We start from the raw sequence: 25,027 nt of genomic DNA on the forward strand, positions 1-25,027 counted from the left end.
CCATGCAGCCCGAACCGATCTTCGATCTCGCTCATCTCGGTCACATGGAACTGCTGACGCCGAAGCCGGACGAGAGCCTGAAATTCTTCGTCGACGTCATGGGCATGACCATCAGCGGGCGGAAGGGCGAGTCGGTCTATTTGCGCGGCTGGGACGATTACGAGCGCTATTCGCTCAAGCTGACGGCTTCGAAGACCTCAGGCATGGAACACATGGCGCTGCGCGCGCGAAGCCAGCAGGCGCTGGAGCGCCGGGTTGCCGCGCTGAAGGGCTCGGGCTTCGACATCGGCTGGATCGACGGCGACATGGGGCAGGGGCCGACCTTCCGTTGTCGAGACCCCGACGGCCACGTCGTCGAGCTCTATTACGAGACCGAATGGTATCAGGCGCCGCCGGAGCTGAAGCCGGCGCTGAAGAACCAGGCGCAGCGCTTTCCCGCGCGTGGCGTCAATGTCCGCCGGCTCGACCATCTCAACTGCCTCGCCGTCGACATCAAGGCCAACCGCGAGTTCTTCGAGAACTATCTCGGCTGCCGGCTCACCGAGCAGATTGTGCTCAACGATGGCCGGGAAGCCGCGATGTGGCTGACGATGTCGAACAAGAGCTACGACTTCGCCTATTCGCTCGACCATTCCGGCACGCCCGGCCGCTTCCACCACGTCACCTACGCGCTCGACAGCCGCGAGGAAATTCTGCGCGCCGCCGACATTTTCCTGGAGAACGGCATCCATATCGAGACCGGCCCGCACAAGCACGCGATCCAGCAGACCTTCTTCCTCTATGTCTATGAGCCCGGCGGCAACCGCGTCGAAGTCGCCAATGCCGGTGCCCGGCTTATCCTCGCGCCGGACTGGAAGCCGATCGTGTGGACGGAAGAAGAGCGCAAGAAGGGGCAGGCCTGGGGGTTGAAGACAATCGAATCCTTCCACACCCACGGCACGCCGCCGGTGGAGGTGAAGAAGCACGCGTGATCGCGCGCTTCCTTTAATGTAGCGACGCCCGCACCCGCGCGATCGTCTCGCGAACGCCTGTCCAGGCGGGCTTGTCCGGTGCGAACTGCCCGCGCAGGAAGGTGGCGAGTTCCTCGACCTGCACGTCGCTCATGCTATTCCCAAACGCGGGCATGTAGCCGAGATCGCTCGATGCGGGCTCGGTGATGCCGTGCATGATCACCTGCACGAGATTGTCCGACGTCGCGCTGTGAAGATTGCTGTTGAGCGCGAGCGAGGGGCGGCTGCCGAACAGCGGCAGCCCGCCGACCTCGTGGCAAACGGCGCAGGCGCCCTGATACAGCCGCGCGCCGGTCGACGAGGCGACTGTGACTTGCGTCGCGCTTTCCAGCTTTGCTGCGAGCGCCGGCGCATCTGGCGCGGCGTCATTAAACGAGCCGAGATAGATCGCCATCGCGCGGATGTCCTGGTCCGGCAAGGCCTTGAGATCCCGAACGATCGGCGCCATCGGGCCGGCGGCGACGCCGTGATAGCGCGAATGGCCTGTGCGCAGATAGGCGAACAGTTCGTCTTCGCCCCAGGGAATCGGCGCGTGCGAGAGTGAGGTCAGCGGCGGTGCCTCCCAGCCCTCGGCAAAGCCGCCGGCGAGATAGGCATTGCGCTGCTCTGCGCCGAGCGCATTGCGCGGTGAATGGCAGCCGCTGCAATGGCCGAGGCTCTCGACCAGATAGGCGCCGCGATTCCAGACCTCGGATCTGGCGGGATCGGGCTTGAACTCCTTGGTCTGGTGGAACAGCTCATTCCAGCCGGCCAACAGCGGGCGGAGATTGAACGGGAAGGCCAGCGCATTCGTGGGCGCCGTCGTCCGCACCGCAGGCTGGGCCATCAGGTAGGCGTAGAGCGCCTGCATGTCGGCGTCGCTGGTCTTTGAAAAATGCGTGTAGGGGAAGGCCGGATAAAGCTGCCGTCCGTCGCGATGCAGTCCGTCGCGCATCGCGCGCTCGAACGCGGGATAGGACCATGCGCCGATGCCGGTCTCGATGTCAGGCGTGATGTTGGTGGAATAGATCGTGCCGAACGGCGTCTCCAGCGCGCGGCCGCCGGCGTTGAGCACGCCACCGAGGTTGGTGTGACATTCCGCGCAATTTCCGAGGGCCGCAAGCTGCTCGCCGCGGGCGATCGTCGCTGTCGAATAGACCGAAGCATCGGGCCGCGTGATCGGCGCAATCGCGCGCCCGGGCAGCAGTGCCGCGCCGATGCCGATCGCGGCACTACAGACCGCAGCGATCGTCGCGAAGACGCCGGCGCGCCTGGCAAAGGGATTCTCCCAGATGCGGGACGGTTTTGGCGCAGCCGGTGCGGGCAGGGCCTGCGGCGTGGGTGCCGCGTCGCCATGCAACCCCTTCAAGATGCGCTCCGGCGTGAACGGAGGCTCGCGAAAGCGCACGCCGGTGGCATCGAAGATCGCATTCGCGATCGCCGCCGCGCTCGGGACCGACGCGGACTCGCCGACGCCGAGCGGTGCCTGGTCCTGACGCGGCAGCATCAAGACGTCGATCTTGGGCACGTCGGGGAAGGGGATGATCGGATAGGCGCCCCATTCCCGCGCAGCCACTGCGCCACGCTCGAACGAGACCTCTTCCATCAGCGCGCGGCTGGTGGACTGGATGACGTTGCCGTGGATCTGGTGGCGCACGCCGTCCGGATTGATCATCAATCCGGAGTCCTGTCCCGCGACGACGCGGGTGACGCTGACATCGCCCGTGGTCTTGTTCACCGCGACGTCGGCAACCCACGCCGACCATGCCGCGCCATAGCCGGGAAACTTGCTGTGGACGTAGAGCGCGTAGGCAAAGCCGCGTCCGTGCACGACATCGCCGTCCTTCTCCTCACGCACCGGCCGCGCCGTCCAGCCCGCGCGCTCGGCAACGGCATTGACGAGATCGACCGCGCGCTGGTCTTTCAGGTAGCGCAGGCGATATTCGATCGGGTCGACGCCGGCCTCGGTCGCGGCCTCGTCGATATAGGATTCATGCGCAAACGTGTTCGGCAGGGCCGAGACGCCGCGAAACCAGGATGCGCGCACGATCGGGGCCATGTCGTGGGCGACGACGCGCATGTGGTCGTAGTCGTAAGGCGGAATCGCGGTGCGGTCGCCCATCTGGAGGACCGCGGGCTCGGGCGAGATGCGGCCGGTGAGCAGCAGCGCCAGCGTCGGCGCGGCGTTGGATGGATAGCGCGTGGCGAGATCGTAACCGGCGATGCCGCCGTCGGCGTTGAGGCCACCATTGACGTCGATGAGCTGCGCGGTGCCCTTCGGCTCCCAGGCGTGCTCCTGCTCGCGCGTGAGCTGCACGCGCACGGGACGGCCGACCGCGCGCGACAACAGCAGGGCGTCAGCGGTGACGTCGTCGGCGCAATTGCGGCCGTAGCAGCCGGCAGCCTCCAGCCTGATGACATCGACCTCGCTCTCGGGACGCTCGATCAGCAGCGCAAGATCGCTGCGCAGCACGTGCGGGTTCTGGGTGCCGGACCAGACCCGGATATTGCCGTCCCTGTAATCCGCGACCGCACAGGACGGGCCGATCGAGGCGTGCATCTGATAGGGCCAGACGTAAGTCCGCTGCATCGGCTTCGCAGAGCCAGCGATCGCCGCATCGACGTCGCCCTTGTCGATCAGCGTGCGCGGCGTCGACGGATTAGCGCGCAAGGCAGTCTCGACACCGGCAAGGTCCGTCAGCACCGGCGTCGGCTTCCAGCTCACTTTGAGTTGCTCCGCGGCGCGAATCGCGTTCTCCTCGCGCTCGGCGACCACGCCGACGAAATCTCCGATACGCACGACGGCTATGAGGCCGGGAACGTCTCCGACAGACGATTCATCGACCGCGATGAGGCTGGTGCCGACGAACGGCCCGGCATCCACGCCGGAATAGGGTGGACGCACCAAGCGGCCGTGCAGCATGCCGGGCACGCGGATATCATGCACGAAGGTCAGTTCGCCCGTGGCCTTGGCAGGCAGGTCCACGCGCGGCATCGACTGGCCGACGATAGCGTAATCGCCGACGGCTTTGACCCTGACGTCGTCGGTCAGCTCGAGACGAATGGTCTCGCCGCCGATCAATTCGCCATAGCTGACGCTGCGATTATGGCTCCGGACGAGACCGTCCTCGATCGTCAGTTCGGCCTCCGGCAGCTCCAGCCGCTCGGCCGCGCGCGCGATCAGAAAATGCCGCGCCAGTGCTGCCGCCTTGCGCAGGGGCACGGCGGTGATCTGGATCGTTTCGCTCGCGATCGTCGGGCCCTGGTTCGGCACGATAGCGGTGTCGCCGAGCACGACGACGACACGGGCAAAGGACACGTCCAGCTCTTCGGCGACGATCTGGCCGAGCGCCGTGCGGATGCCGGTGCCGAGATCGACATGGCCGTTGTAGGCCGTGACAGATCCATCCGCGGTGATGCGGACAAAAGTTTCGGATGTGACCTCGTCCACCGTGCGGACGACGACGAGCGAGCCTCGCTCTGCTCCGTTCGAAACGGGGGAGGCCATCAATCACCGGCCTCGGCGAGCTGGCCCGACGCGCGCATCACGGCGCGCAGGATTTCCACATGCGTGCCGCAGCGGCAGAGATTGTAGCGCAGCGCCGCGAGCGCCTCATGTTCCGACGGCTGTGGGTTGATCGCGAGCAGCGCCTTGGTAGTCATGATCATGCCATTGAGACAGTAGCCGCACTGTGCGGCCTGCTCGTCGATGAAGGCCTGTTGCACAACGTCAGGCTTGTCGCGCGTGCCGAGCCCTTCGAGCGTCACGATGTCGCGCCCGGCGCAGCCGCTGATTGGAATCACGCAGGAGCGCGCGGCCGTGCCGTCGATCAGGACTGTGCAGGTGCCGCATTCACCCAAGCCGCAACCATATTTCGGGCCGTTGAGTCCGAGATCATTGCGCAGCACATAGAGCAGCGGCGTCTGACGCTCTGCCGTGACGTCGTGGATCCTGCCGTTCACGGTGAGGCGGATCGGTGTCTGCGTCATCCTCGTTTCCAAGCCCTTACTCGTTTCCGAGCCTTATTCGTTACCAAGTCTTGCGGTTGCGAAATCTCTACGTCGCGACGATACCGTTTGTACACAAACGTGCAAGCGGTCATGCCGCAGTGCAGCGCAACTGCCCGCTTTGTGGACAAGGCCGGGAGGCAAGTGAGGTTTTATGCGGCAGAGACATGTTTTCGCGCGCGCCGCCGCTTGACAGCTATCGGCACCGCGCGCAACATCGTTCGTATACGAATGATAACCGCAGCGTCTGCTGGCTTGGACAGGGTGATGGAAACAACGAGCGCTGCCACCGACAAGATCCGCTGCGATGCGTGTCCGGTGATGTGCTACATCAAGCCGGGCGCGGCGGGCGCCTGCGACCGCTATGCCAACCACGACGGCAAGCTTGTCCGCGTCGATCCGCATGTGATCCTGGAGCGCACGGTCGAGCATGGCGGCAAGCTCGTTCCGTTCGGCCGCACCGAAGACTGGGACGGCAAGATCGTCCATGAGCCTTCGACCTTCGTGACCGCGATCGGTGCGGGCACCACCTATCCGGATTACAAGCCGGCGCCGTTCATCGTCTCCGCCGAGGTCGACGGCGTCGACATGGTGACCGTGGTCACCGAGGGCATCTTCTCCTATTGCGGTATCAAGGTGAAGATCGACACCGACCGCTATCTCGGCCCCGAGACCGCGACCGTGCGCGCGCAGGGCGAGGCGGTAGGCCACGTCACCACCAGCGAATACGGCTCGCAGATGCTGTCGCTCGGCGGCGTGCATCATCTCACCGGCGGCTCCAAGAAGGAGGGCCGCGTCACCTGCGACACGCTGATGGATCTCGCCAATTGCAAGGCGGTGGAGCTGACCATCGACGGCGGCGCGAGCGTGGTGGTGCAGGCAGGCCAGCCGCCGATCGTCAACGGCATGAAAGAAGAGCGCATGCGCGTCGGCTGCGGGTCGGCGACGATCGGCATGTTCGCCAAGCAATGGCATGGCAAGGTCGATGAAGTGGTCGTGGTCGACGATCACATCACCGGTGTGCTCTCGGAGCACCAGGCGGGAAAACTGCTCGACATCGTCGACACCGGAATCAAGATGAAGGGCCGTCGCTCGACGCCCGGCCGCTATTTCCAGGTCGCTGATCCCGGCACGGGGTGGGGCGGTACCAATATCTCCGATCCGCTGGCCATCCTCGGACCGTTCGACGCGAAGGAGGCCAAGCCCGGCCTGTCGATGCTGATGGTCTCCACCACCGGCGAGCATTCGTCGTATTACGTGCTCGATGAGGCCTTGAAACCGGTCGAGACCGAGATGCCGGCCGATCTGAAATTCTCGGTCGAGCGGATCCAGGAGAATTGCGAGCCGGCGCTGTGCACGGTGCTGTTCATGGCCGGCGCCGGCGGCTCGTTGCGCGCGGGCGTGACCGACAATCCGGTGCGGCTGACGCGATCGGTGAAGGACGCGCTGACGCGCGTCACCAGCGGCGGCGCGCCGGTCTATGTCTGGCCGGGCGGCGGTATTACCTACATGGTGGACGTGACCCAGATGCCTTCAGGTGCGTTCGGCTATGTGCCGACGCCGGCGCTGGTCGCGCCGATCGAGTTCACGATGAAATTGACCGACTATGCCGCGCTCGGCGGGCACATGGATTACGTCAAGCCGCTCGCCGAGGTGAGGGGCGGCGATGATGTCCGTCAGTTGCCCTGGCAGAACCCGATCCCGGGACGGCGGGCATGACGCGGCTCCCGCAAATCGCATTGCTGTCTGATGGCCGGCGGCTGCATTTGCAGGATGGACCGATTGATCTGATCGTTGAGGCGAAGGGGTGCGCGGACGAGGTGCGCGCGGCCTATGAGGCTGCGGCGCGCCGAGTCACCGGATTGCTCGACGAGCTCTGCGCGGAACTGCCGGAACTGCGGGCGGCTGCCGAGGGGCGAACTGCGCTGAAGGGCGTCGTGGCGCGTCGGATGCACGCAGCTGTCGCGCCTTACGCCGCCGGTTGCTTCATCACGCCGATGGCGGCCGTCGCCGGCAGCGTGGCCGAGGAGATTCTCGGCGCGATCCTGAGCGTTGCGACGCTCGACCGGGTCTACGTCAACAATGGCGGCGACATTGCGCTCCACCTCGGCCGGAGCGAGCATTTCCTGGTCGGTCTGATGGATCGGCCTGACAGCGACGGCGTGATGCGCGCCATCAGGGTCGACACGAATGATCCGGTGCGCGGCATCGCGACCAGCGGACGCCATGGCCGCAGTTTTTCGCTCGGCATTGCCGATGCGGTGACGGTGCTGGCGGCGACGGCTTCGCGGGCCGATGCGGCTGCGACTGTGATCGCCAATGCCGTCGATCTGCCCGGGCATCCCGGCATCATCCGGCGACCCGCAAACGAGCTTCAGCCCGACAGCGATCTCGGCGCGCGTCTCGTCACCCGCGAGGTTGGTGAGATCTCGCAGAGTGAGATCGCCGCCGCGCTCGAATCTGGCGCGGAGTGTGCACGGCGATTATTCGATCGCGGATTGATCGAGGGTGCCGTACTGCGGCTTTGTGGTGATATGCTTGTCATCGGAACCAAGGATATAGAAGAGCAGCGACCGCGCCCGTTTGTGCTGGAGAACGTGGTTGATGTCTGAACAGGGAAGCGAAACATGAGCGCGATCATCCGCAAGATCGTCACCGTCGTCGAAGAGACGCAGATGGAGATGGGCCGCCAGGTTTCGCCGCCGACACGGCGTGCCGCTGCCATCGCCGTCATCGAAAATCCCTTTGCCGGAAAATATGTCGAGGATCTTTCGCCGCTGATCGCGATCGGTGAGGAACTCGGTGCGCTCCTGTCGAAGCGCGCCGTCGCCGCGCTCGGCATCGATGGCGCGAAGGCGCACAGCTACGGCAAGGCTGCAGCCGTCGGCGAGAATGGCGAGCTGGAGCATGCGGCGGCGATCCTTCACCCCAAGATGGGGGCGCCGGTGCGAAAAGTTCTGAGCAAGGGTGCGGCGCTGATCCCGTCGTCGAAGAAGCGCAGCGGTCCGGGCACGACGCTGGACATTCCGCTCGGTCACAAGGACGCGGCCTTCGTGCGCAGCCATTTCGACGGCATGGAAGTGCAGATCAACGACGCGCCGCGCGCCAACGAGATCATGGTCGCGGTCGCCATCACCGACAGCGGCCGCCCGCTGCCGCGCGTCGGGGGACTGACGGTTGCCGAAATCAAGGGTGAAGACGGTTTGAAGTAAGGGACAGTCCGGAGGGGCGGGCACAGTCTCTCCGGAAGGATCGTGGTCGAGACACAGAGTTCAAAACTGGAGGTTGGGATGCGAGCAAGAAACTATTTCGTCGGCGCGGCCTTTGCGCTTCTGGCAGCCGGCATGAGCCATTCGGCCCTGGCGGAGGACATCAAGATCGGCGAGATCAACAGCTACTCGCTGCTGCCGTCCTTCACCGAGCCCTATCGCAAGGGTTGGCAGCTCGCGGTCGAAGAGATCAATGCGGCTGGCGGCATCAATGGCAAGAAGCTCGTCGTCATCTCCAAGGACGACGGCGGCAAGCCGGCGGACGCGCAGACCGCGGCCAATGAGCTCGTTTCCAGCGAAGGCGTGGCGATGCTGACGGGCACGTTCCTGTCGAATATCGGTCTCGCGGTCAGCGACTTCGCCAACCAGAAGAAGGTGTTCTTCCTCGCGGCCGAGCCGCTGACGGACGCCGTGACCTGGGCGAAGGGCAACAAGTACACCTTCCGCCTGCGTCCCTCCAACTACATGCAGGCTGCGATGTTGGTGGAAGCAGCCTCCAAGCTGCCGGCCAAGCGCTGGGCGACCATCGCGCCGAACTACGAATACGGCCAGTCGGCGGTAGCCGTGTTCAAGAAGCTGATGTCGGAAAAGCGTCCTGACATCCAGTGGGTCGACGAGCAATGGCCGCCGCAGGGCAAGATCGACGCCGGTCCGGTGGTGCAGGCGGTGGCGCAGGCCAATCCGGAAGCCATCCTCAACGTCACCTTCGGCCCCGATCTCGTCAAGCTCGTGCGCGAGGGTAACACCCGCGGCCTGTTCAAGGGGCGCGAGGTCGTGTCGTTCCTGACCGGCGAGCCCGAATATCTCGATCCGCTCAAGGACGAGACGCCCGAGGGCTGGATCGTGACCGGCTATCCCTGGTACTCGATCAAGACGCCCGAGCATGACAAGTTCCTGAAGGCCTATCAGGCCAAGTACAACGACTATCCGCGCCTCGGCTCGATCGTCGGCTACCAGACCATCAAGGCGGCGGCAGCGATCATCGCCAAGGCCGGCTCGACCGACACCGACAAGATGATCGCGGCGGCCGAAGGCATCACGATGCCGTCGCCGTTCGGCGAGATCACCTTCCGCAAGATCGACCATCAGTCGACGCTTGGCGCCTTCGTCGGCAAGACCGCGCAGAAGGACGGCAAGGGCGTGATGGTGGATGCGTCCTACAAGAAGGGTTCGGACTATCTGCCCAGCGACGCCGAAGTCCAGAAGATGCGTCCGAAAGATTAGGCCCAGCTGCCGTAGGGTGGGTTAGCCGAAGGCGTAACCCACCACTTTCGGTATCCGCAGAACGAAAAGAGGTGGGTTACGCCGGGCGAACTGAGTCGCTGGGCTAACCCACCCTACGACCCCACTGAGACTTTCTAACCCGGACCGCCGATGGCCTTTTACGTCGTACAGTTTCTGACCGGTCTCGCCAGCGCAGCGTCGCTGTTTCTGGTGGCCTCGGGCCTGTCGATCATCTTTGGCGTGACGCGGATCGTGAATTTCGCGCATGGCGCCTTCTACATGATCGGCGCCTATGTCGCCTTCACGCTGACCGAGCGCTTCTCTGGTGCGTTCGGTTTCTGGGGCGGTGTCGTACTGGCGGCGCTGGCCGTGGCGCTGATCGGTGTCCTCGTCGAGATGGTGCTGCTGCGGCGCATCTATCACGCGCCCGAACTGTTCCAGCTGCTCGGCACATTCGGTCTCACGCTGATGGTCGAGGATCTCGTGGTGCTGATCTGGGGCCCAGATGATCTCGTCGGCCGCCGTGCACCCGGCTTCAAGGGCGCAGTCGATTTCTTCGGCCAGAACATCCCGAGCTATGACCTGTTCCTGATCGTGCTTGGCCCCGTGGTGCTCGGCGTTCTCTGGCTGCTGTTCCAGCGCACACGCTGGGGCGTCCTGGTGCGCGCCGCGACGCAGGATCGCGACATGGTCGCCGCGCTCGGCGTCAATCAGAAATGGCTGTTCACGTCAGTGTTCGCGGTCGGCGTCTTTCTCGCTGCCCTTGGTGGCGCGCTTCAGATCCCCCGCGATGCGGTGCATCATGCCATGGACCTGCGCATCATCGTGGAGGTCTTCGTCGTGGTCGTGATCGGCGGCCTCGGCAGCATCGTCGGCGCCTTCGTCGCAGCCGTGCTGGTCTCCGAGCTGAACGCCTTCGGCATCCTGATCTTCCCAAAGATCTCCATCATTCTGGTCTTCCTGGTGATGGCGGTGGTGCTGATCGTCCGACCCTGGGGGCTGTTCGGCAAGCCAGAGGCGGCCGCGCGCAAGACGCCGGGTCTCACGGTCAATCCCTGGCGGCCGCTGACGTCGAACGAGCGACTGGCAGCGCTCGCGGCCCTCGTGATGGCGTCGATGCTGCCGCTGTTCGTCGGCAACTACGCGCTGACCGTTTGCTCCGAGATCGCGATCTTCGTCATCTTCGCCGTCAGTCTGCACTTCCTGATGTCGGTCGGCGGACTCGCATCCTTCGGCCACGCGGCTTATTTTGGCCTCGGCGCCTATGGCGTCGCCTTCCTCGCCAAGATGGCGGGACTGCCGATGATCGTCTGCCTGCTCCTCGGGCCGCTGCTGGGCTGCATGGGCGCAGCGGTGTTCGGCTTCTTTGCCGTGCAACTCTCCGGCGTCTACTTCGCGATGCTGACGCTCGCCTTTGCGCAGATCGTATGGTCGATCGCTTTCCAGTGGGTGAGCGTGACCGGCGGCGACAACGGTATTTTGAGTCTCTGGCCGGAAAAATGGGCGGCGAGCCCATCGCATTTCTACTGGTTGGCCCTCGGTGTTGCCGCGCTCGTCACAATCGCGCTGCGGGTCATGGTGTTCTCGCCGTTCGGCTACGCGCTGCGTGCGACGCGCGACTCGCTCCTTCGCAGTGAGGCGGTCGGCATCAACGCCAAGCGCATCCAGTGGACCGCCTTCGTCATCGCGGGCACCACCGCCGGCATCGGCGGCGCGCTGTTCGCCTATCTGAAGGGCAGCGTCTTCCCCGACAATCTCGGCATCTCGCTCTCGGTCGATGCGCTGGTCATGGTGCTGCTTGGCGGCGTCGAGACGGTGTCGGGCGGCGTGATCGGCGCCATCGTCTACAAGGCGCTGAACATCTGGTTGGTCAGCCAGACCGATCTGTCAAAGCTCGTGCTTGGCGGCTTCATCGTGCTGATCGTCGTCGTCTTCCCCAAGGGCATCGTCGGCATGCTGGAGATTTTGGCGCAGCGGCGTCGGAAGTCCTTGCCGCCGGGGTCCTCACTGCTTGCCAAGCCGATCGAGTCTGCCGAATGAGCGTCGCACCCCCACTTCTCGCGGTCGAAGGCCTGACCAAATCCTACGGTGGTATCCATGCCGTGCGCGGCGTCTCGTTCTCGCTGCGCGCCGGCGAAATATTGGCGCTGATCGGCCCGAACGGTGCGGGCAAGAGCACGTGCTTCGATATGCTCAACGGCCAGAACCGGCCTGATACCGGTCATGTCCGCCTGCTTGGCGAGGAGACCACCGGCAAGAAGCCGCGAGAGATCTGGCGGCTCGGCGTCGGACGCACCTTCCAGATCACGGCGACCTTCGCCACCATGACGGTGCGCGAGAACGTGCAGGTCGCGCTGATCTCGCACGGCAAGCAGCTGTTCAATCTCTGGGGTTCGGCGCCGAATGTCGACCGTGGCGAAGCCGGCCGGCTACTCGAATTGGTCGGCATGGGCGGCTACGCGGACCGTCCCTGCGGCGAGCTGGCTTATGGCGATCTCAAGCGCCTCGAGCTTGCCGTGGCGCTCGCCAATCAACCAAAACTCTTGCTGATGGACGAACCGACCGCCGGCATGGCACCGCGCGAACGCGTCGAGCTGATGCGGCTCACGGCCCAGATCGCGAAGGAGAAGTCGATCGGCGTGTTGTTCACCGAGCACGACATGGACGTGGTGTTCGAGCATGCCGACCGCATCATCGTGCTCAATCGCGGCTCGCTGATCGCCGAAGGCTCGCCCGCCGAAGTGCGCGGCAATCCGCAGGTGCAGGCGATCTATCTCGGCGAGGGCCTGCTCTATGAGGCCGGGCCTCGTGAGGGAGCTTCGGCATGAAGCTGACGGTGCAGGACCTGAACAGCCATTACGGCCCGGCGCACATCCTGTTCGACATCGGTTTCGAAGTCGGCGAGGGCGAGGTGGTGGCGCTGCTGGGGCGCAACGGTGCCGGCAAGTCGACGACCTTCCGCTCCATCGTCGGGCTCGTGGCGCAGCGAACCGGCCGCATCACGTTCGAGGGCAAGGACGTCTCGGCGCGACCGACGCACGAGATCGTGCGCGAAGGCCTCGGCTATGTGCCGGAGGAGCGGCGCATCTTCACGGATTTGACCGTGGAGGAGAACCTGGAAGTCGGCCGCCAGCCGAAGCGGCCGAATGCGCCTTACTGGACGCGCGAAAAGCTGTTCACATTGTTTCCCAATCTCGGCGAGATGAAGGGCCGTCCGGGCGGCCGCATGAGCGGCGGTGAGCAGCAGATGCTCACCATCGCGCGCACGCTGATGGGCAATCCGTCGCTGGTGCTGCTCGACGAGCCCTCGGAGGGCCTGTCGCCCAAGATCGTGGAGCAGATGGTGGGCGCCATCCTGACCATGAAGAAGGAGGGCGTCAGCATCGTCGTCTCCGAACAGAATTTGCACTTTGCGCGGTTGATTTCCGATCGTGCCTATATCATCGAGCGCGGCCGTATCTGCTTTGGTGGCACCATGGCCGAGCTCGACGCGCGTCCGGATATCCGCGACGCGCATCTGTCGTTGTGAAGGGCGGGGCGGGGATGGCGAGAAGCGTCACGGCGAAGAAGAGCGTCAAACCGGGCAAGCCGCCCTACGTGCTCGACGAGCAGGTCGGCTTCATCCTGCGACAGGTCTGGCAGCGTCACAGCTCGATCTTCTCGCGCGACATCGGCACCAATTTGACGCCGACGCAGTGGGCGGCATTGTCAAAGCTCGCCGAGACCGGGCCGTGCTCGCAGAACCAGCTCGGTCGATTGACGGCGATGGACGTCGCGACCATCAAGGGCGTGATCGACCGCCTTACGGTGCGCGGTCTGACTGAGACGAGCCAGGATCCGGAGGACGGACGACGTCTCCTGGTGAGCCTGACGCGCGCCGGTCAACAGCTCTCGGAAAAGCTCGCGCCGAACGCGATTGCGATCACACGCGAAACGTTGGCGCCGCTGGATGCGAAAGAGCGCGAGCTGCTGATGGCGTTGTTGAACAAGCTGCGATGAAGTCGTCATTCCGGGGCGCGACGAAGTCGCGAGCCCGGAATGACGGTGGTGTGTGAGGCGGCCTACTTCGCCACCACCTCCGGCACCCGGCCGGCCGGCGGCGTGTTGCGGCTGCGCTGGGTGCGGACGATGCCATCGATGATGGTCATGCCGATGCCGGGGAGGTCGCCGAGCTGGACGCTCTCCAGGATGGTCTTGCCGGGCGAGTGCTGCGCCTTGTCCATGATGACGAAATCGGCGGAACGGCCCACTTCGATGAGGCCGCAATCGAGCTGACGCATCCGAGCGGTGTTGCCGGTGGCCAGGCAAAACGCGATCTCGGCCGGCAGATCGCCGAGCGAGGACAGCATCGAGACCATGCGCAGAATGCCGAGCGGCTGCACGCCGGAGCCGGCCGGTGCATCGGTGCCGAGGATAACGCGATGCAGATCGCCCATTTCGCGCGCGATGCGCAGCGTGAACAGTGCCGAGCGCTCGTTGCCATTGTGCACGAGCTCGAGGCCGCGCTTGCAGCCTTCACAGATGCAGCGGATCTGGTCGTCGGGCAGCGCAGTGTGACCGCCATTGATGTGGCCGACCACGTCGGTGTCGGCTTCCAGCACCACGTCCTTGTCGATCAGGCCGGATCCGGGAATTGAAGGTCCGCCGGTGTGGATCGTGCTCTGGATGCCGTATTTGCGGGCCCAGCCGACCATCTTGCGTGCGGTGGGGCCGTCCTTGACGCCGCCGAGGCCGACTTCGCCGAGCAGCTTGACGCCGGCGGCGGCCAATTCCTTGAAGTCTTCCTCGACCATCTCGCATTCGATCACGGGCGCGCCGGCGTGAACCTTCACGCCGCCGGGGCGCAGATTCCAGAAGGCGCGCTGGGCGAAGATCGCCATGGCCTTCAGCCCGACGACATCACGTGGACGGCCGGGCATGTGAACTTCGCCGGCGGAGATCATCGTGGTAACGCCGCCGTGGAGATTGCTGTCGATCCAGCCGATCTGGTTCTGGCGCGGCGTCCAGTCGCCGGCGACGGGGTGGACGTGGCTGTCGATCAGGCCCGGCGCGACCGTGGTGCCGTTGGCCTCGACGATCGTGGTCGCGCCGCCCGTGTTGAGGTCCTTGAAGCGGCCGATCGCAGTGATCTTGCCGTTCTCGGCGACGATTGTGTCGCCGTCCAGGATTGGCTTTTCCATCGCGCCGGACAGGATCAGGCCGATATTGCGGATCACGAGCTTCGAGGGTCCGGTGGCCTGGGGTGCGTCATGCGCCATGGAAGGGGCTCCTTATTCCTAACTGCAACGCTTTCGATCTTGGGCAGCCTTGACCGCGGGATCAAGCAGGATTATTCATTAGTATACGAATGATCGTGTACAAACGACGCATAGCTGGCCCGCCTCGGAAACCGCAGATGGAAGCGACAGGGAAGGTGAGATGAGCAATTTCAATCAGGAAAGCGTTTTGAGCGTCCATCACTGGACTGATACGCTGTTCTCCTTCAAGACCACCCGCAGCCCGACCTTCCGTTTCCGCAACGGCGAGTTCACCATGATCGGACTCAAGGTCGGCGAGAAGCCGCTGCTGCGGGCCTATAGCGTCGCCAGCGCCAACTACGAGGACACGCTCGAATTCTTCTCGATCAAGGTGCCTGATGGACCGCTGACCTCGCGGCTCCAGCATCTGAAGCAGGGCGACGAGATCATCGTCAGCCGCAAGGCGACCGGCACGCTTGTCATCGACAATTTGGAAGAGGGCCGCAACCTCTATCTGATCGGCACAGGCACCGGCCTCGCGCCGTTCCTGAGCGTGATCAAGGACCCCGAGACCTATGAGCGGTTCGAGAAGGTCGTGCTGTTGCACGGCTGCCGTCACGTCAAGGAACTCGCCTATGGCGAGATGATCACCGAGCATCTTCCGAAGGACGAGGTGCTTGGCGAGTACATCAGCAATCAGCTGATCTACTACCCGACCGTGACGCGCGATCCCTTCCGCAATCGCGGCCGCATCACCGACCTCATCACCTCAGGCAAGCTCTTTGCCGATATCGGCCTGCCGGCGCTGGAGGCCGCGCACGACCGCGTCATGATCTGCGGCAGCCCGGCCCTGGTGGCAGACACCCGCGTGCTCCTCGGCGAGCGTGGCTTCGTCGAAGGCAACCACGGCGAGCCGGCCCAGTTCGTGGTCGAGAAGGCCTTCGCAGAGCGCTAAAGCGTTTTCGAGCGAAGTGCCGGAACCTCGTTCCGGGGCTCCGAGCGCGGAATTTCTGCGCAATAACACCGTATTTTCGCCGCGGCGGGGGCGTTGCCCCGTCGATTCGGCACTTGATACACTGTGGGACCGAATCAGCGGAGTTCCCACATGGTTGCGGACAGCGACAGCAATATCGCCTGGCACCGGGTTCAGTTGAAGAACAACCGCGCCGAGTTGAAGGCGCTGGAGACCGCGCGCTTCACGATGGGCGAGATCGCGTCCGCGAAGCGCAACGGCCAGACCCAGAAGACGATCGCGGAGCTCAAGCGCAAGATCGCGCAGTCCGAGCGCGCGATTGCGGACCACGACAAGCGCACGCGCCGTCCGCTCGGCACCGATATGCAAAGCCTGAGCAATGGCAGCTGGAGCCATTGGGACGCCTATACCAACCAGCAGCAGCGCAAGGCCGGGCCGCGCACGCCGGGACGAGGATAGCGAAGGGCCGGTTCCAGTCCTTGGCCTCGCCCACCATCTCGGTGAGGCGCCACCAACCAATCCGGTGATCCCATGGCACCGCGCCTCGATTTCACCAGCGAGGCCTTCTTTCGCGATCCGCCCAAGGCCATCGCCGCGTTGCGCGCGCAAGGCCCGGTCGTCGCGGCGCGCTTTCCCCTCGTCGGCGACGTCTGGATCACCACCACCCATGATGCGACCGCAGAGGTGCTGAAGGACGGCACGATCTTCACGCTGCGCAAGGAAGACGGCAACGTTGCGGGCCTGCGCTGGTGGATGCCGGGGCTAGTCAGGACCATCGCCAACAACATGCTGACGATGGACGAGCCTGACCATACGCGGCTGCGCAGCATTGTCGACGAGGCCTTTCGCCGCCGCGCCATCGTTGCGATGGAGCCGCGCATCCGCGCCATCGCGGACGGCCTGGCCGATGCGCTGTTCAGGAAGGGCAGCCCGGCCGATCTCGTCCAGAGCTATGCGCGCATCCTGCCGCTCTCGGTGATCTCCGAGCTGCTCGGCCTGCCGCAGGCCGATCGCCCGCGCTTCATCGCCTGGGCGAACTCAATGTCCTCTCTGACGAACGTCGTCAGCTTCTTCCGGCTGCTGTTCGCGTTCCGCAAGATGCGCAGCTATCTCGAGAAGCAGTTGCAGATCGCGCGCGAGCGGGGCGGCGAGGGGCTGATTGCGGAATTGGTCCAGGTCGAACGCGAAGGCGGCGAGATCACGCCGGACGAAATGGTCTCGATGGTTTTCCTGCTGCTCGCGGCGGGCTCGGAGACCACCACGCATCTGATCAGCGGCTCGGCTTACGAGCTGCTCAGGAATCCGCACCTGCGCGACTGGCTGGAGGAGGACTGGAGCCGCACCGGGCTCGCCGTCGAGGAGTTCTTGCGCTTCGTCTCGCCGGTGCAATTCTCAAAGCCGCGCTATGTGCGGCGGGACGTCGAACTCGCGGGCGTGCGCCTGAAGAAGGGTGACCGCGTCATGGTGATGCTCGCGGCGGCGAACATGGATCCGGCAGTGCGCGAGCAGCCCGAGCAGCTCGATCTCGCGCGCAAGCCCAACCGCCACATCTCGTTCGGCACGGGAATTCATTTCTGTCTCGGCCATCAACTGGCGCGGATCGAGGGCGCGTGTGCGCTCCAGGCGCTGTTTACCCGCTGGCCACGGCTTGGTCTCGCGGTCGATCCATCGCAGGTCCATTGGCGCAAGCGGCCTGGCATCCGCGCGATCGCAAAGCTGCCGGTCATCGCCGTGGAGCGTCAGCCCGTCGATTTCCGAGCCGCAACCAGATCGCGTTCCCAGCCGAACACGGAGCGGCCGTCGAGATCTGGCGAGGCTGCACGTTCGCCCTCGATGTAGGCCTCAACCGACGGCCCGCTTGCGGTCCGTTCGAGCCGCCGTGCCTGATCGTCGAGGCGCTTGATCGCCTGCAGCTCTTCCTCACGTCCCAGTTTTGCGCTCTGGATGGCGTCCTTCAGCACGCGGATGGTCTCGTCATAAACCTTGATCGGCACGGGGTAGGGATGTCGGTCCTTGCCGCCATGGGCAAGCGAGAAGCGCGCTGGATCGTTGAAGCGATAGGGTGCGCCGTGCACGACCTCGGCGACCATTGCGAGCGAGCGCACAGTGCGTGCGCCGACGCCGGGTGTCAGCAACAGCTCCGGGAAATCGACCGGGCCGCGCTCGGCGGCTGCGGCGAGGGTGCCGTGCAGGCGCCGCGCGAACACGTCCTTCGGCCGGACATCGTGATGCGCGGGCATGATCAAATGCGGCAGCATCGCCTGCGCTGGTTCGGGCGGCGTGCCCGACAGCCGCTCGAATTCGGTGAGAATGCGATCGGGGCCGAGATCGGTGAGCAGCTCGAGCTGCGCGGTGCGCGAGACGCCGGCACGATGGTCGGTGAGGTTGACGATCTCGCCCTGCTGCGGACCGTCGATCGCGCTGTGCGGCGCATCGACAAAACTCTTCAGCGCCTCGGAATGCCAGTGATACCGCCGGGCCTGGCGCTTGTCGCCGTTCATGCCCTGCTGCACCACCGTCCATTTGGCGTCGGCCGTGACGAAGAAGCCGTGCAGGTAGAGATCAAAGCCGTCCTGCACCGCGGCGCTGTCGACCTTCGCCACCAGGCGGCTGGCGCGCGTCAGGCCTACGCCGTCGAAGCCGACGCGGTCGCCAAGCTGCAGCAGTTCGTCCGGCGTCTTGCGCGAATGCTGGCCGCGCCCGCCGCAGACGTAGATGCCGAGCTCGTCCTGGAGCGGGCCGAGCCCGCGCTTCAGTGCGCCGATCACGGAGGTGGTGATGCCCGAGGAATGCCAGTCCATCCCCATCACGGCGCCGAACGACTGGAACCAGAACGGATGCGACAGCCGCTGCAGGAACGCATCGCGCCCGTAGTGATGCACGATGGCCTGCGTGACGATCGCCCCCAGCGAAGCCATGCGGCTCGCCAGCCACGGCGGAACCCGCCCGGTGTGGAGAGGAAGATCGGCGCTGCCGGTTCGCCTGGTCATTCTTGCTTCAAAGTAGCGCAATCCACTGACGGTTGCACCTGAGGAATGCTGCGTTGCACGGGGCGGGGGGAGCGAAGCCGGGCGCAATGCGTTGAGCGCGAGATGGGAATGCAAGTCCGGGGACGCGAATGACCAGGCAGGCTCTTATGGCCGACCTCGACAAAATGTTCGGGTGGATACCGTCGTGGGTTATCGGTCTCGGCCTCGTTGCCGGCGCGATCCTGCTCGCGCTGGCGTTCTACCGGCTCGCTGCCTGGCTGCTCAATCGCGCTTTCGGAACCCGGCTTCCGCTGATGGGCGTCTTCATCGAACGCACCTCAGGGCCGGCTCAGCTCGCGCTTTGTCTTGCCGCTGTCGCGCTGGTCTTGCCGCTCGCGCCGTTGAGTGATTCGTTCCGCGAGCCCTTGACGAGCCTGTTCGTCGTCGCCTTCATTGCGCTGATCGGCTGGATATCGATCCGTATCGTCGACATGAGCGCGGCGCGCTACCTGCAGAATTTCCGCGACGTCACCGAGAATTTCGTCGCGCGCAAGCACGTCACCCAGGTGCGCGTGTTCAAGCGCGTTACTGACATTATCATCGTTATCATCACAGTCTCGACCGCGCTGATGACGTTCGACTCGGTCAGGCAATATGGCGTCAGCCTGTTCGCTTCCGCCGGTGCAGCCGGTATCATCGTCGGTCTTGCCGCGCGGCCATTGCTCAGCAATCTGATCGCGGGTTTGCAGATCGCGATCACCCAGCCGATCCGGATCGAGGACGCCGTCATCATCGAGAACGAGTGGGGCTGGGTCGAGGACATCGCCGCGACCTATGTGGTGATCCGGCTGTGGGACTGGCGCCGCATGGTGGTGCCGCTGTCCTACTTCATCGAAAAACCGTTCCAGAACTGGACCCGCGACACCGCGTCCCTGATCGGCGTCATCGCGCTCCATGTCGACTACCGCGCCGACGTGCCGCGCATCCGGCGTTGGCTGGAAGGGGCGGTGAAGGAATCAAAGCTCTGGGATGGCGCGGTGGTCAATCTTCAGGTGATCGACGCGGATTCGCGCACCATTGAGCTGCGCGCATTGGTCAGCGCACGCAATGCGCCGCAATCCTGGGACTTGCGTTGCGAGATGCGCGAGAGGCTGATCGCCTTCATCCGGGACGAGATGCCGGAAGCCCTGCCGCGCGAACGCGCGATCCTGATCCCGCAGGGCGGAGGTGACGATGATGAATTCTTGCGACGTGCTGCGTCGTCAGAGAAGATGAGGGCGCCTGCGCACAATTGACCGGCGCGCGACGCTCCTTATTGCCCATCGCTTGGAGACCTCACTGCGCGCGGATGTCGGCAGCCTTCAGCACCGGTTCCCATTTGGTCGCCTCGGCGTGCATGTAGGAGTCGAAATCCTTGGCGGAGGAGCCGACCGGAGTTGCGCCGATCTTGCCGAGCGTGGACAGCACGCCCGGATCCTGCAGCGCGGCCTTCAGATCGGTCTCGAGTTTTGCGACGATCTCCGGCGGCATTTTTGCCGGACCAAGCACGCCCCACCAGACCGAGACGTCGTAACCTGATACGCCGGACTCGGCGACGGTCGGCACGTTCGGCAGCGCCTTGGAGCGCTCGGCCGATGTCACCGCAAGCGCGCGCACCGGACCGCCGTCAAGCTGGCCGATGGCCTCCGCGAGTGGATTGATGCTGAGCGGAATTTCGCCTGCGATCACGGCAGTGAGCGCCGGCGCGCCGCCCTTGTAGGGGATCGCGACAATCTTGGTGCCGGACATGTGCTTCAAGAGTTCACCTGCGAGATGCGCCGAGGTGCCGTTGCCGGACATGCCGTAGGAGAGCTTGTCCGGCTCCTTCTTGGCGGCGGCGAGCAGATCGCCGAGCGTCTTGTAAGGACTGTCCTTGGCCACCACGATCGCAAGCGGCGAGGAGGCGACTTCAGTGATCGCGGTAAAATCCTTGAAGGTGTCGTATGGCACGCTCGGATAGATGAACTGGTTCAACGGATGGCCGCTCGCGATCAGGATCAGCGTGTAGCCGTCCGGGGCTGCCTGCGTCAGCGCCTGTGAGGCGACGATGCCGCCGGCGCCAGGACGATTTTCGATCACGGGCTGCTGGCCCCAGGTTTTCGCGAGTGCCTGGCCCAGCGTGCGGGCGAGCACGTCGACTGCCCCGCCAGCCGCATAAGGCACCAGGATGTGGACCGGCTTGCTCGGATAGGTATCGGTGGCCTTCGCGACGTTGCCCGCGAGCAGCAGGCCGGCTCCGAGCATCAAAGCGGCAACCTTCGTGTTCAAACCCAGCATAGTTCAGCACTCCGTGAGGGCATTCGTGTCCGTGCGGTGCTCATCGGAGCCGCTCCCGAACGTTGCCCGTGGTTTTTGTTGACGAGACCTGATCTTTTGTACGATAGTACAAATCACATGTCACGCAAGCCCACCAGCAAGGAAACGGCCCGCAAGCCGAACATGCGCGAGGCGATCCTCGCCGCGGCCGAGGAACTGTTCGCCACCAACGGCTTCAATGCCGTCTCGGTGCGCGATATCGCGCAGGCAGCAGGGGCCAATCCCGGCAGCGTCACCTATCATTTCAAGACCAAGGACGGCCTGCTGCTGGAGATCTACCGGCGGCATTGCGGGCCAATGAACCTCCGCCGCTCGGAGCTGCTCGCTGCCGCGAAGCGCGTGCGCGATCTCCAGGACCGGCTGGAAGCAATCGTGCGGGCATATGTTGTGCCGGCCTTCACCTCGGGCAGCGATCTTGCCGGAGGCGGGGCGCGCTTCACGCGGCTTCGTGCCGTGATGTCGGCGGAGGGCAACGAGGTCGCGCGAAAAATCATCGCGCAGACGTTCGATGATACCAGCCACGCTTTCATCGACGCGATTCACGACAGTCTGCCGCACATTCCGCGCACCGATATCGTCTGGCGCAGCCACTTCCTGCTCGGTGCCCTCTACTACTCGCTGGTGACGCCGGATCGCGTCTCACGCCTGTCGCGAGGCGAGGCCGACGGCAACGATCCCGCCAATGCCATCGAGCAATTGGTGCAGGCGACCGTGGCCGCGTTCCAGGCGCCGGCGCTCGATCAAGCCGCGCCGGCGCGGCGGCGGCCTGTCGCAAGCAGCAAGACTTGAAAGAAGCCGCCCGAGGGGAGGCGCGAACAGCGCATCCGCTCGCAAGCGGACTTGTAATGGAGTGTTACGGGAAATGAACAGGCGGGAGTGCTTGCATCTCTTGACCGGACTGGCCTGCACCGCGCTCGCGGGCGAAGCGCGCGGGCAGGCGGCTGAAAAGGCGATTCCAACGATCGCGCCGCCGGACCCAAATCCCAAGACGCCATCGTTCAAGCTGCCGCCGAAATCCTGCGACAGCCACACCCATATCTTCGGGCCGGCATCCCGTTATCCCTTCTCGGAAAAGCGCTCGTACAATACGGCCGATGCGCCGCTGGAGTCGTTCCGCAGCGTGCACGAGAAGATTGGTGTCGAGCGCTGCGTGATTGTGAACGCGACCGTGCATGGCACCGACAATCGGGTCGTCACCGACGCAATCGCGCAGAGCGAGGGCGCCTACAAGGGCATCGCCAATGTCAGCGACGAGATGACCGAGAAGGAACTCGCCGCGTTCGACAAGGGCGGCATCTGCGGCTGCCGCTTCGCCTTCCTCAAGCGCCTCGGCGGCGTTGGCGACATGAACAAATTCCAGCGCATCGTGCACCGGGTCGCCGAACTCGGCTGGCACATCGATGTCTATTTCGAGCCCGGCACAATCGCCGAATTCGCGCCCATCCTCACCGCGCTGCCCGCGCCCTACGTGATCGATCACATGGGCACAGTGCAGGCTGCAAAAGGTCTCGACGATCCCGGCTTCACCGCGCTCCTCGATCTCCAGACGAAAGACGAGAAGTGCTGGGTCAAGATCACCGGCCTCGAACGGGCCTCTGCTGCTGGCAAGCCGTTCCACGATGCGGTGCCGTTTGCCAAGGCCCTGATCGACAACGCGCCGGACCGCGTCATCTGGGGCACCGACTGGCCGCATCCCAATGTCAAGATCATGCCCAATGACGGGGATCTCGTCGATCTGATCCCCCTCTACGCGCCCGACAAGGCGATCCAGCAGAAGCTGCTGGTCGACAACCCCGCGCGTCTGTTCAAGTTCAGCGGATCAATATGATGTACACGCCGACCATTCCACCGCCCGACCCGAACACGCGCACGCCGAAATTCAAGCTGCCGAGGCTGTCCTGCGACGCGCATTGCCATATCTTCGGGCCCGGCTCGAAGTATCCATATGCGTCGGATCGGTCCTACACGCCGCCTGACGCGCCGCTCGAGGACTTCAAGGTGCTGCACGCCAGGCTCGGCGTCGAGCGGGCGGTCATCGTCAATGCCAGCGTGCACGGTACCGACAACACGGTCGCGCTCGATGCCATCGCGCAGAGCAACGGCGCTTACCGTGCGGTCGCCAATATCGACGACACGATCACCGAGCGAGGCCTTCGCGTGCTGCACGAGGGCGGCTTCCGCGGCTGCCGCTTCAATTTCGTCCGCCATCTCGGCGGCGTCCCTGACAAGAGCGTGTTCAAGCGCGTCATCGCGATGGTGGCGCCGCTGGGCTGGCATATCGATCTGCATTTCGATGCGATCGATTTGCCTGAATATGCCGATATGCTGGCGAGGCTGCCACTGAACTACACGATCGACCATATGGGGCGGGTGAAGGCCTCCGAGGGGCTTGACCAGCTTCCGTTCAGGATTTTGATCGAGCTGATGCAGCGCGACGAAAAATGCTGGGTCAAGATCTGTGGTTCGGAGCGGGTGTCCTCAGCGGGCCCGCCGTTCACCGATGCGGTGCCGTTCGCACGCAAGATTGTCGAGACCGCTCCCGACCGCGTCATCTGGGGCACCGACTGGCCGCATCCCAACGTCAAGGTGATGCCGAATGACGGCGACCTCGTCGATCTGATCCCGCTGTTCGCGCCGGAGCCGGAACTCCAGCAGAAGATCCTGGTCGACAATCCCGCGCGCCTGTTCGAGTTCGACCGATGACCGCGATGGCGATCGACAAGCCGCGCGGGCGGGCCTGGTGGAAGGAGCTCTGGATTCAGGTGCTCATCGCCATGGCGGCCGGCATCGCCCTTGGGATCGCCAGTCCCGAGGCGGGCGCCAAGATGCAGCCGCTCGGCGATGCTTTCATCAAGGCGATCCGGATGCTGATCGCGCCGATCATCTTCTGTACTGTCGTCCACGGCATCGCGCACATGGCCGACATGGCGCGGGTCGGGCGCGTCGCAGTCAAGGCGATCGTCTATTTCGAGATCATGACCACGATCGCGCTGGTCATCGGTCTCGTCGCGGTGAATTTGCTCAAGCCCGGCGCCGGCATGAACATCGACCCTGCCAGCATCAATGCCAGCGCGGTCGAGCCTTACGTCAAGCAAACCGCCGTGATTGGCTTCGTGCCGTTCCTGATGAACATCGTGCCGGCGACCTTCGTAGGCGCCTTCGCCGAGGGCAATATCCTCCAGGTCCTGTTCATTTCAGTGCTCTGTGGTTTTGCGCTGGTGCAGCTTGGTGAGCGCGCCGCACCGCTGATCAATCTGATCGACATCGCCGCCAAGATGGTGTTCGCCGTCGTCGGCTTCGTGATGTGGGCGGCGCCGATCGGCGCGTTCGGCGCCATTGCCTTTACGGTCGGCAAGTTCGGTGTGGGATCGCTGGCTTCGCTCGGCAAGCTGCTGGGCGGCTTCTATCTGACCTGCGTCATCTTCATCATCGTCGCGCTCGGCCCCGTCGCGCGGCTCTGCGGCTTCTCGCTGCTCAAGCTGATCCGCTATATCTGGGAGGAGCTTCTGATCTGCATCGCCACGACATCGTCCGAGACGGTGTTGCCGCGAATGTTGACCAAGCTGGAAAATGCCGGTTGCGAGAAGAGCGTGGTCGGGTTGGTGATTCCCACCGGCTATTCCTTCAATCTCGACGGCACCTGTCTTTATCTTGCCGCTGCTTCGGTGTTCCTGGCGCAGGCGACCAACACGCCGCTAGGCCTTGCCGAGCAGATCGAGTTGCTGCTGATCCTGCTGGTGACCTCCAAGGGCGCAGCGGGCATCGCGGGCGCCGCCTTTGTCGTGCTGGCGGCGACGCTGTCGGCCACCGGCTCCATTCCGGTGACGAGTGTCGCGCTGGTGCTCGGTATCCATCGCCTGATGTCACAGGGGCTGACGCCAACCAATCTGATCGGGAACGCGGTCGCGACCATCGCGATTGCCAAGTGGGAAGGCGCGCTCGATGGCGAGCGCTTGAAGCGCGTACTCGACGGCGAGGAGCCTGCGGCCACCGTCGTGTGATG

General features: G+C 64.6%; 22 protein-coding genes. 17 read left to right on the forward strand and 5 right to left on the reverse strand.

Annotated elements, in window-relative coordinates:
• The first annotated feature begins 2 nt into the window (after positions 1 to 2).
• Positions 3 to 971, forward strand: a complete 969-nt coding sequence (locus tag JQ631_RS05740; protein WP_212324702.1) for a catechol 2,3-dioxygenase — start codon at positions 3 to 5, stop codon at positions 969 to 971.
• A 13-nt stretch (positions 972 to 984) separates the two neighbouring features.
• Here JQ631_RS05740 and JQ631_RS05745 read toward each other — a convergent pair whose 3' ends face one another.
• Both JQ631_RS05745 and JQ631_RS05750 read right to left on the reverse strand, forming a co-directional pair.
• The gene (locus JQ631_RS05745; RefSeq protein ID WP_212324704.1) at positions 985 to 4,497 is read right to left on the reverse strand and encodes a molybdopterin cofactor-binding domain-containing protein; all 3,513 of its coding nucleotides are present in this window, start codon (positions 4,495 to 4,497) and stop codon (positions 985 to 987) included.
• Entirely contained in the window at positions 4,497 to 4,979 is a 483-nt protein-coding gene (locus JQ631_RS05750; protein WP_212324706.1) for a (2Fe-2S)-binding protein, read from the reverse strand. Before JQ631_RS05750 ends, JQ631_RS05745 begins: the two co-directional genes overlap by 1 nt.
• Positions 4,980 to 5,228: 249 nt before the next feature.
• On the opposite strand from JQ631_RS05750, the gene JQ631_RS05755 reads away from it, so the two are divergent.
• The 8 genes from JQ631_RS05755 (at position 5,229) to JQ631_RS05790 (ending at position 13,489) form a co-directional block, all read left to right on the forward strand.
• Positions 5,229 to 6,716, forward strand: coding sequence for a 6-hydroxynicotinate reductase (locus JQ631_RS05755; RefSeq protein ID WP_212324708.1), 1,488 nt, complete (start codon positions 5,229 to 5,231; stop codon positions 6,714 to 6,716).
• Positions 6,713 to 7,609 carry a UPF0280 family protein gene (locus JQ631_RS05760; RefSeq protein ID WP_212324710.1) on the forward strand — a complete coding sequence of 299 codons (897 nt, stop codon included), beginning with the start codon at positions 6,713 to 6,715 and terminating at the stop codon, positions 7,607 to 7,609. The genes JQ631_RS05755 and JQ631_RS05760 overlap by 4 nt, the downstream gene beginning before the upstream one ends.
• A gap of 15 nt (positions 7,610 to 7,624) precedes the next feature.
• The gene (locus tag JQ631_RS05765; protein WP_212324711.1) at positions 7,625 to 8,209 is read left to right on the forward strand and encodes an amino acid synthesis family protein; all 585 of its coding nucleotides are present in this window, start codon (positions 7,625 to 7,627) and stop codon (positions 8,207 to 8,209) included.
• A gap of 78 nt (positions 8,210 to 8,287) precedes the next feature.
• Positions 8,288 to 9,490 carry an ABC transporter substrate-binding protein gene (locus tag JQ631_RS05770; RefSeq protein WP_212324712.1) on the forward strand — a complete coding sequence of 401 codons (1,203 nt, stop codon included), beginning with the start codon at positions 8,288 to 8,290 and terminating at the stop codon, positions 9,488 to 9,490.
• A 150-nt stretch (positions 9,491 to 9,640) separates the two neighbouring features.
• Positions 9,641 to 11,530 (forward strand): ABC transporter permease, encoded by a 1,890-nt coding sequence (locus JQ631_RS05775; RefSeq protein WP_212324713.1) that lies wholly within the window; start codon positions 9,641 to 9,643, stop codon positions 11,528 to 11,530.
• Positions 11,527 to 12,318: an ABC transporter ATP-binding protein gene (locus tag JQ631_RS05780; RefSeq protein ID WP_212324714.1), complete on the forward strand. Its 792-nt coding sequence runs from the start codon at positions 11,527 to 11,529 to the stop codon at positions 12,316 to 12,318. Before JQ631_RS05775 ends, JQ631_RS05780 begins: the two co-directional genes overlap by 4 nt.
• Positions 12,315 to 13,019, forward strand: a complete 705-nt coding sequence (locus JQ631_RS05785) for an ABC transporter ATP-binding protein (RefSeq protein WP_212324715.1) — start codon at positions 12,315 to 12,317, stop codon at positions 13,017 to 13,019. Before JQ631_RS05780 ends, JQ631_RS05785 begins: the two co-directional genes overlap by 4 nt.
• A gap of 14 nt (positions 13,020 to 13,033) precedes the next feature.
• Positions 13,034 to 13,489 (forward strand): MarR family winged helix-turn-helix transcriptional regulator, encoded by a 456-nt coding sequence (locus tag JQ631_RS05790; protein WP_212324716.1) that lies wholly within the window; start codon positions 13,034 to 13,036, stop codon positions 13,487 to 13,489.
• Positions 13,490 to 13,551: 62 nt separating this feature from the next.
• Here JQ631_RS05790 and JQ631_RS05795 read toward each other — a convergent pair whose 3' ends face one another.
• Complete coding sequence (locus tag JQ631_RS05795) at positions 13,552 to 14,748, reverse strand: amidohydrolase family protein (RefSeq protein WP_212324718.1); 1,197 nt, start codon at positions 14,746 to 14,748, stop codon at positions 13,552 to 13,554.
• Between the two features lie 160 nt (positions 14,749 to 14,908).
• Here JQ631_RS05795 and JQ631_RS05800 point away from each other — a divergent pair, with 160 nt between their 5' ends.
• From JQ631_RS05800 to JQ631_RS05810, 3 genes are all read left to right on the forward strand, one after another.
• On the forward strand, positions 14,909 to 15,682 hold the full coding sequence (locus JQ631_RS05800; RefSeq protein ID WP_212324720.1) for a ferredoxin--NADP reductase: 774 nt from the start codon (positions 14,909 to 14,911) through the stop codon (positions 15,680 to 15,682).
• A gap of 150 nt (positions 15,683 to 15,832) precedes the next feature.
• Positions 15,833 to 16,159, forward strand: a complete 327-nt coding sequence (locus JQ631_RS05805) for a hypothetical protein (RefSeq protein WP_212324722.1) — start codon at positions 15,833 to 15,835, stop codon at positions 16,157 to 16,159.
• A gap of 72 nt (positions 16,160 to 16,231) precedes the next feature.
• Positions 16,232 to 17,539, forward strand: a complete 1,308-nt coding sequence (locus JQ631_RS05810) for a cytochrome P450 (protein ID WP_212324724.1) — start codon at positions 16,232 to 16,234, stop codon at positions 17,537 to 17,539.
• Here the strand turns inward: JQ631_RS05810 and JQ631_RS05815 are convergent.
• Positions 17,440 to 18,690, reverse strand: a complete 1,251-nt coding sequence (locus JQ631_RS05815; RefSeq protein ID WP_212324726.1) for a DUF763 domain-containing protein — start codon at positions 18,688 to 18,690, stop codon at positions 17,440 to 17,442. The two genes, JQ631_RS05810 and JQ631_RS05815, sit on opposite strands and share 100 nt — an antisense overlap.
• 128 nt (positions 18,691 to 18,818) lie before the next feature.
• Here JQ631_RS05815 and JQ631_RS05820 point away from each other — a divergent pair, with 128 nt between their 5' ends.
• On the forward strand, positions 18,819 to 19,964 hold the full coding sequence (locus JQ631_RS05820) for a mechanosensitive ion channel family protein (protein ID WP_212324728.1): 1,146 nt from the start codon (positions 18,819 to 18,821) through the stop codon (positions 19,962 to 19,964).
• Positions 19,965 to 20,004: 40 nt separating this feature from the next.
• On the opposite strand, the gene JQ631_RS05825 is transcribed toward JQ631_RS05820, so the two are convergent.
• On the reverse strand, positions 20,005 to 20,985 hold the full coding sequence (locus JQ631_RS05825; protein WP_212324730.1) for a tripartite tricarboxylate transporter substrate binding protein: 981 nt from the start codon (positions 20,983 to 20,985) through the stop codon (positions 20,005 to 20,007).
• 117 nt (positions 20,986 to 21,102) lie between these two features.
• On the opposite strand from JQ631_RS05825, the gene JQ631_RS05830 reads away from it, so the two are divergent.
• The 4 genes from JQ631_RS05830 (at position 21,103) to dctA (ending at position 25,025) form a co-directional block, all read left to right on the forward strand.
• A complete protein-coding gene (locus tag JQ631_RS05830) occupies positions 21,103 to 21,813 on the forward strand; it encodes a TetR/AcrR family transcriptional regulator (RefSeq protein WP_212324731.1) in 711 nt (236 codons plus the stop codon).
• A 73-nt stretch (positions 21,814 to 21,886) separates the two neighbouring features.
• Positions 21,887 to 22,852 carry an amidohydrolase family protein gene (locus tag JQ631_RS05835; protein WP_212324732.1) on the forward strand — a complete coding sequence of 322 codons (966 nt, stop codon included), beginning with the start codon at positions 21,887 to 21,889 and terminating at the stop codon, positions 22,850 to 22,852.
• Positions 22,843 to 23,727: an amidohydrolase family protein gene (locus JQ631_RS05840; RefSeq protein ID WP_212328508.1), complete on the forward strand. Its 885-nt coding sequence runs from the start codon at positions 22,843 to 22,845 to the stop codon at positions 23,725 to 23,727. Before JQ631_RS05835 ends, JQ631_RS05840 begins: the two co-directional genes overlap by 10 nt.
• The gene (gene dctA / locus JQ631_RS05845; RefSeq protein WP_212324733.1) at positions 23,724 to 25,025 is read left to right on the forward strand and encodes a C4-dicarboxylate transporter DctA; all 1,302 of its coding nucleotides are present in this window, start codon (positions 23,724 to 23,726) and stop codon (positions 25,023 to 25,025) included. The genes JQ631_RS05840 and dctA overlap by 4 nt, the downstream gene beginning before the upstream one ends.
• Positions 25,026 to 25,027: the final 2 nt, after the last annotated feature.

Source organism: Bradyrhizobium manausense (assembly GCF_018131105.1).
GTDB lineage: Bacteria > Pseudomonadota > Alphaproteobacteria > Rhizobiales > Xanthobacteraceae > Bradyrhizobium > Bradyrhizobium manausense_B.

Excerpts from the sequence above, each read along its gene's own strand:
- JQ631_RS05785 (WP_212324715.1), top strand. The coding sequence starts at position 12,315 with ATGAAGCTGACGGTGCAGGACCTGAACAGCCATTACGGCCCGGCGCAC.
- JQ631_RS05780 (WP_212324714.1), top strand. The coding sequence starts at position 11,527 with ATGAGCGTCGCACCCCCACTTCTCGCGGTCGAAGGCCTGACCAAATCC.
- JQ631_RS05740 (WP_212324702.1), top strand. The coding sequence starts at position 3 with ATGCAGCCCGAACCGATCTTCGATCTCGCTCATCTCGGTCACATGGAA.
- JQ631_RS05790 (WP_212324716.1), top strand. The coding sequence starts at position 13,034 with ATGGCGAGAAGCGTCACGGCGAAGAAGAGCGTCAAACCGGGCAAGCCG.
- JQ631_RS05825 (WP_212324730.1), bottom strand. The coding sequence starts at position 20,985 with ATGCTGGGTTTGAACACGAAGGTTGCCGCTTTGATGCTCGGAGCCGGC.
- JQ631_RS05830 (WP_212324731.1), top strand. The coding sequence starts at position 21,103 with ATGTCACGCAAGCCCACCAGCAAGGAAACGGCCCGCAAGCCGAACATG.
- dctA (WP_212324733.1), top strand. The coding sequence starts at position 23,724 with ATGACCGCGATGGCGATCGACAAGCCGCGCGGGCGGGCCTGGTGGAAG.
- JQ631_RS05745 (WP_212324704.1), bottom strand. The coding sequence starts at position 4,497 with ATGGCCTCCCCCGTTTCGAACGGAGCAGAGCGAGGCTCGCTCGTCGTC.
- JQ631_RS05805 (WP_212324722.1), top strand. The coding sequence starts at position 15,833 with ATGGTTGCGGACAGCGACAGCAATATCGCCTGGCACCGGGTTCAGTTG.
- JQ631_RS05795 (WP_212324718.1), bottom strand. The coding sequence starts at position 14,748 with ATGGCGCATGACGCACCCCAGGCCACCGGACCCTCGAAGCTCGTGATC.
- JQ631_RS05820 (WP_212324728.1), top strand. The coding sequence starts at position 18,819 with ATGACCAGGCAGGCTCTTATGGCCGACCTCGACAAAATGTTCGGGTGG.
- JQ631_RS05765 (WP_212324711.1), top strand. The coding sequence starts at position 7,625 with ATGAGCGCGATCATCCGCAAGATCGTCACCGTCGTCGAAGAGACGCAG.
- JQ631_RS05815 (WP_212324726.1), bottom strand. The coding sequence starts at position 18,690 with ATGACCAGGCGAACCGGCAGCGCCGATCTTCCTCTCCACACCGGGCGG.
- JQ631_RS05755 (WP_212324708.1), top strand. The coding sequence starts at position 5,229 with ATGATAACCGCAGCGTCTGCTGGCTTGGACAGGGTGATGGAAACAACG.
- JQ631_RS05800 (WP_212324720.1), top strand. The coding sequence starts at position 14,909 with ATGAGCAATTTCAATCAGGAAAGCGTTTTGAGCGTCCATCACTGGACT.
- JQ631_RS05760 (WP_212324710.1), top strand. The coding sequence starts at position 6,713 with ATGACGCGGCTCCCGCAAATCGCATTGCTGTCTGATGGCCGGCGGCTG.
- JQ631_RS05835 (WP_212324732.1), top strand. The coding sequence starts at position 21,887 with ATGAACAGGCGGGAGTGCTTGCATCTCTTGACCGGACTGGCCTGCACC.
- JQ631_RS05770 (WP_212324712.1), top strand. The coding sequence starts at position 8,288 with ATGCGAGCAAGAAACTATTTCGTCGGCGCGGCCTTTGCGCTTCTGGCA.
- JQ631_RS05750 (WP_212324706.1), bottom strand. The coding sequence starts at position 4,979 with ATGACGCAGACACCGATCCGCCTCACCGTGAACGGCAGGATCCACGAC.
- JQ631_RS05810 (WP_212324724.1), top strand. The coding sequence starts at position 16,232 with ATGGCACCGCGCCTCGATTTCACCAGCGAGGCCTTCTTTCGCGATCCG.
- JQ631_RS05775 (WP_212324713.1), top strand. The coding sequence starts at position 9,641 with ATGGCCTTTTACGTCGTACAGTTTCTGACCGGTCTCGCCAGCGCAGCG.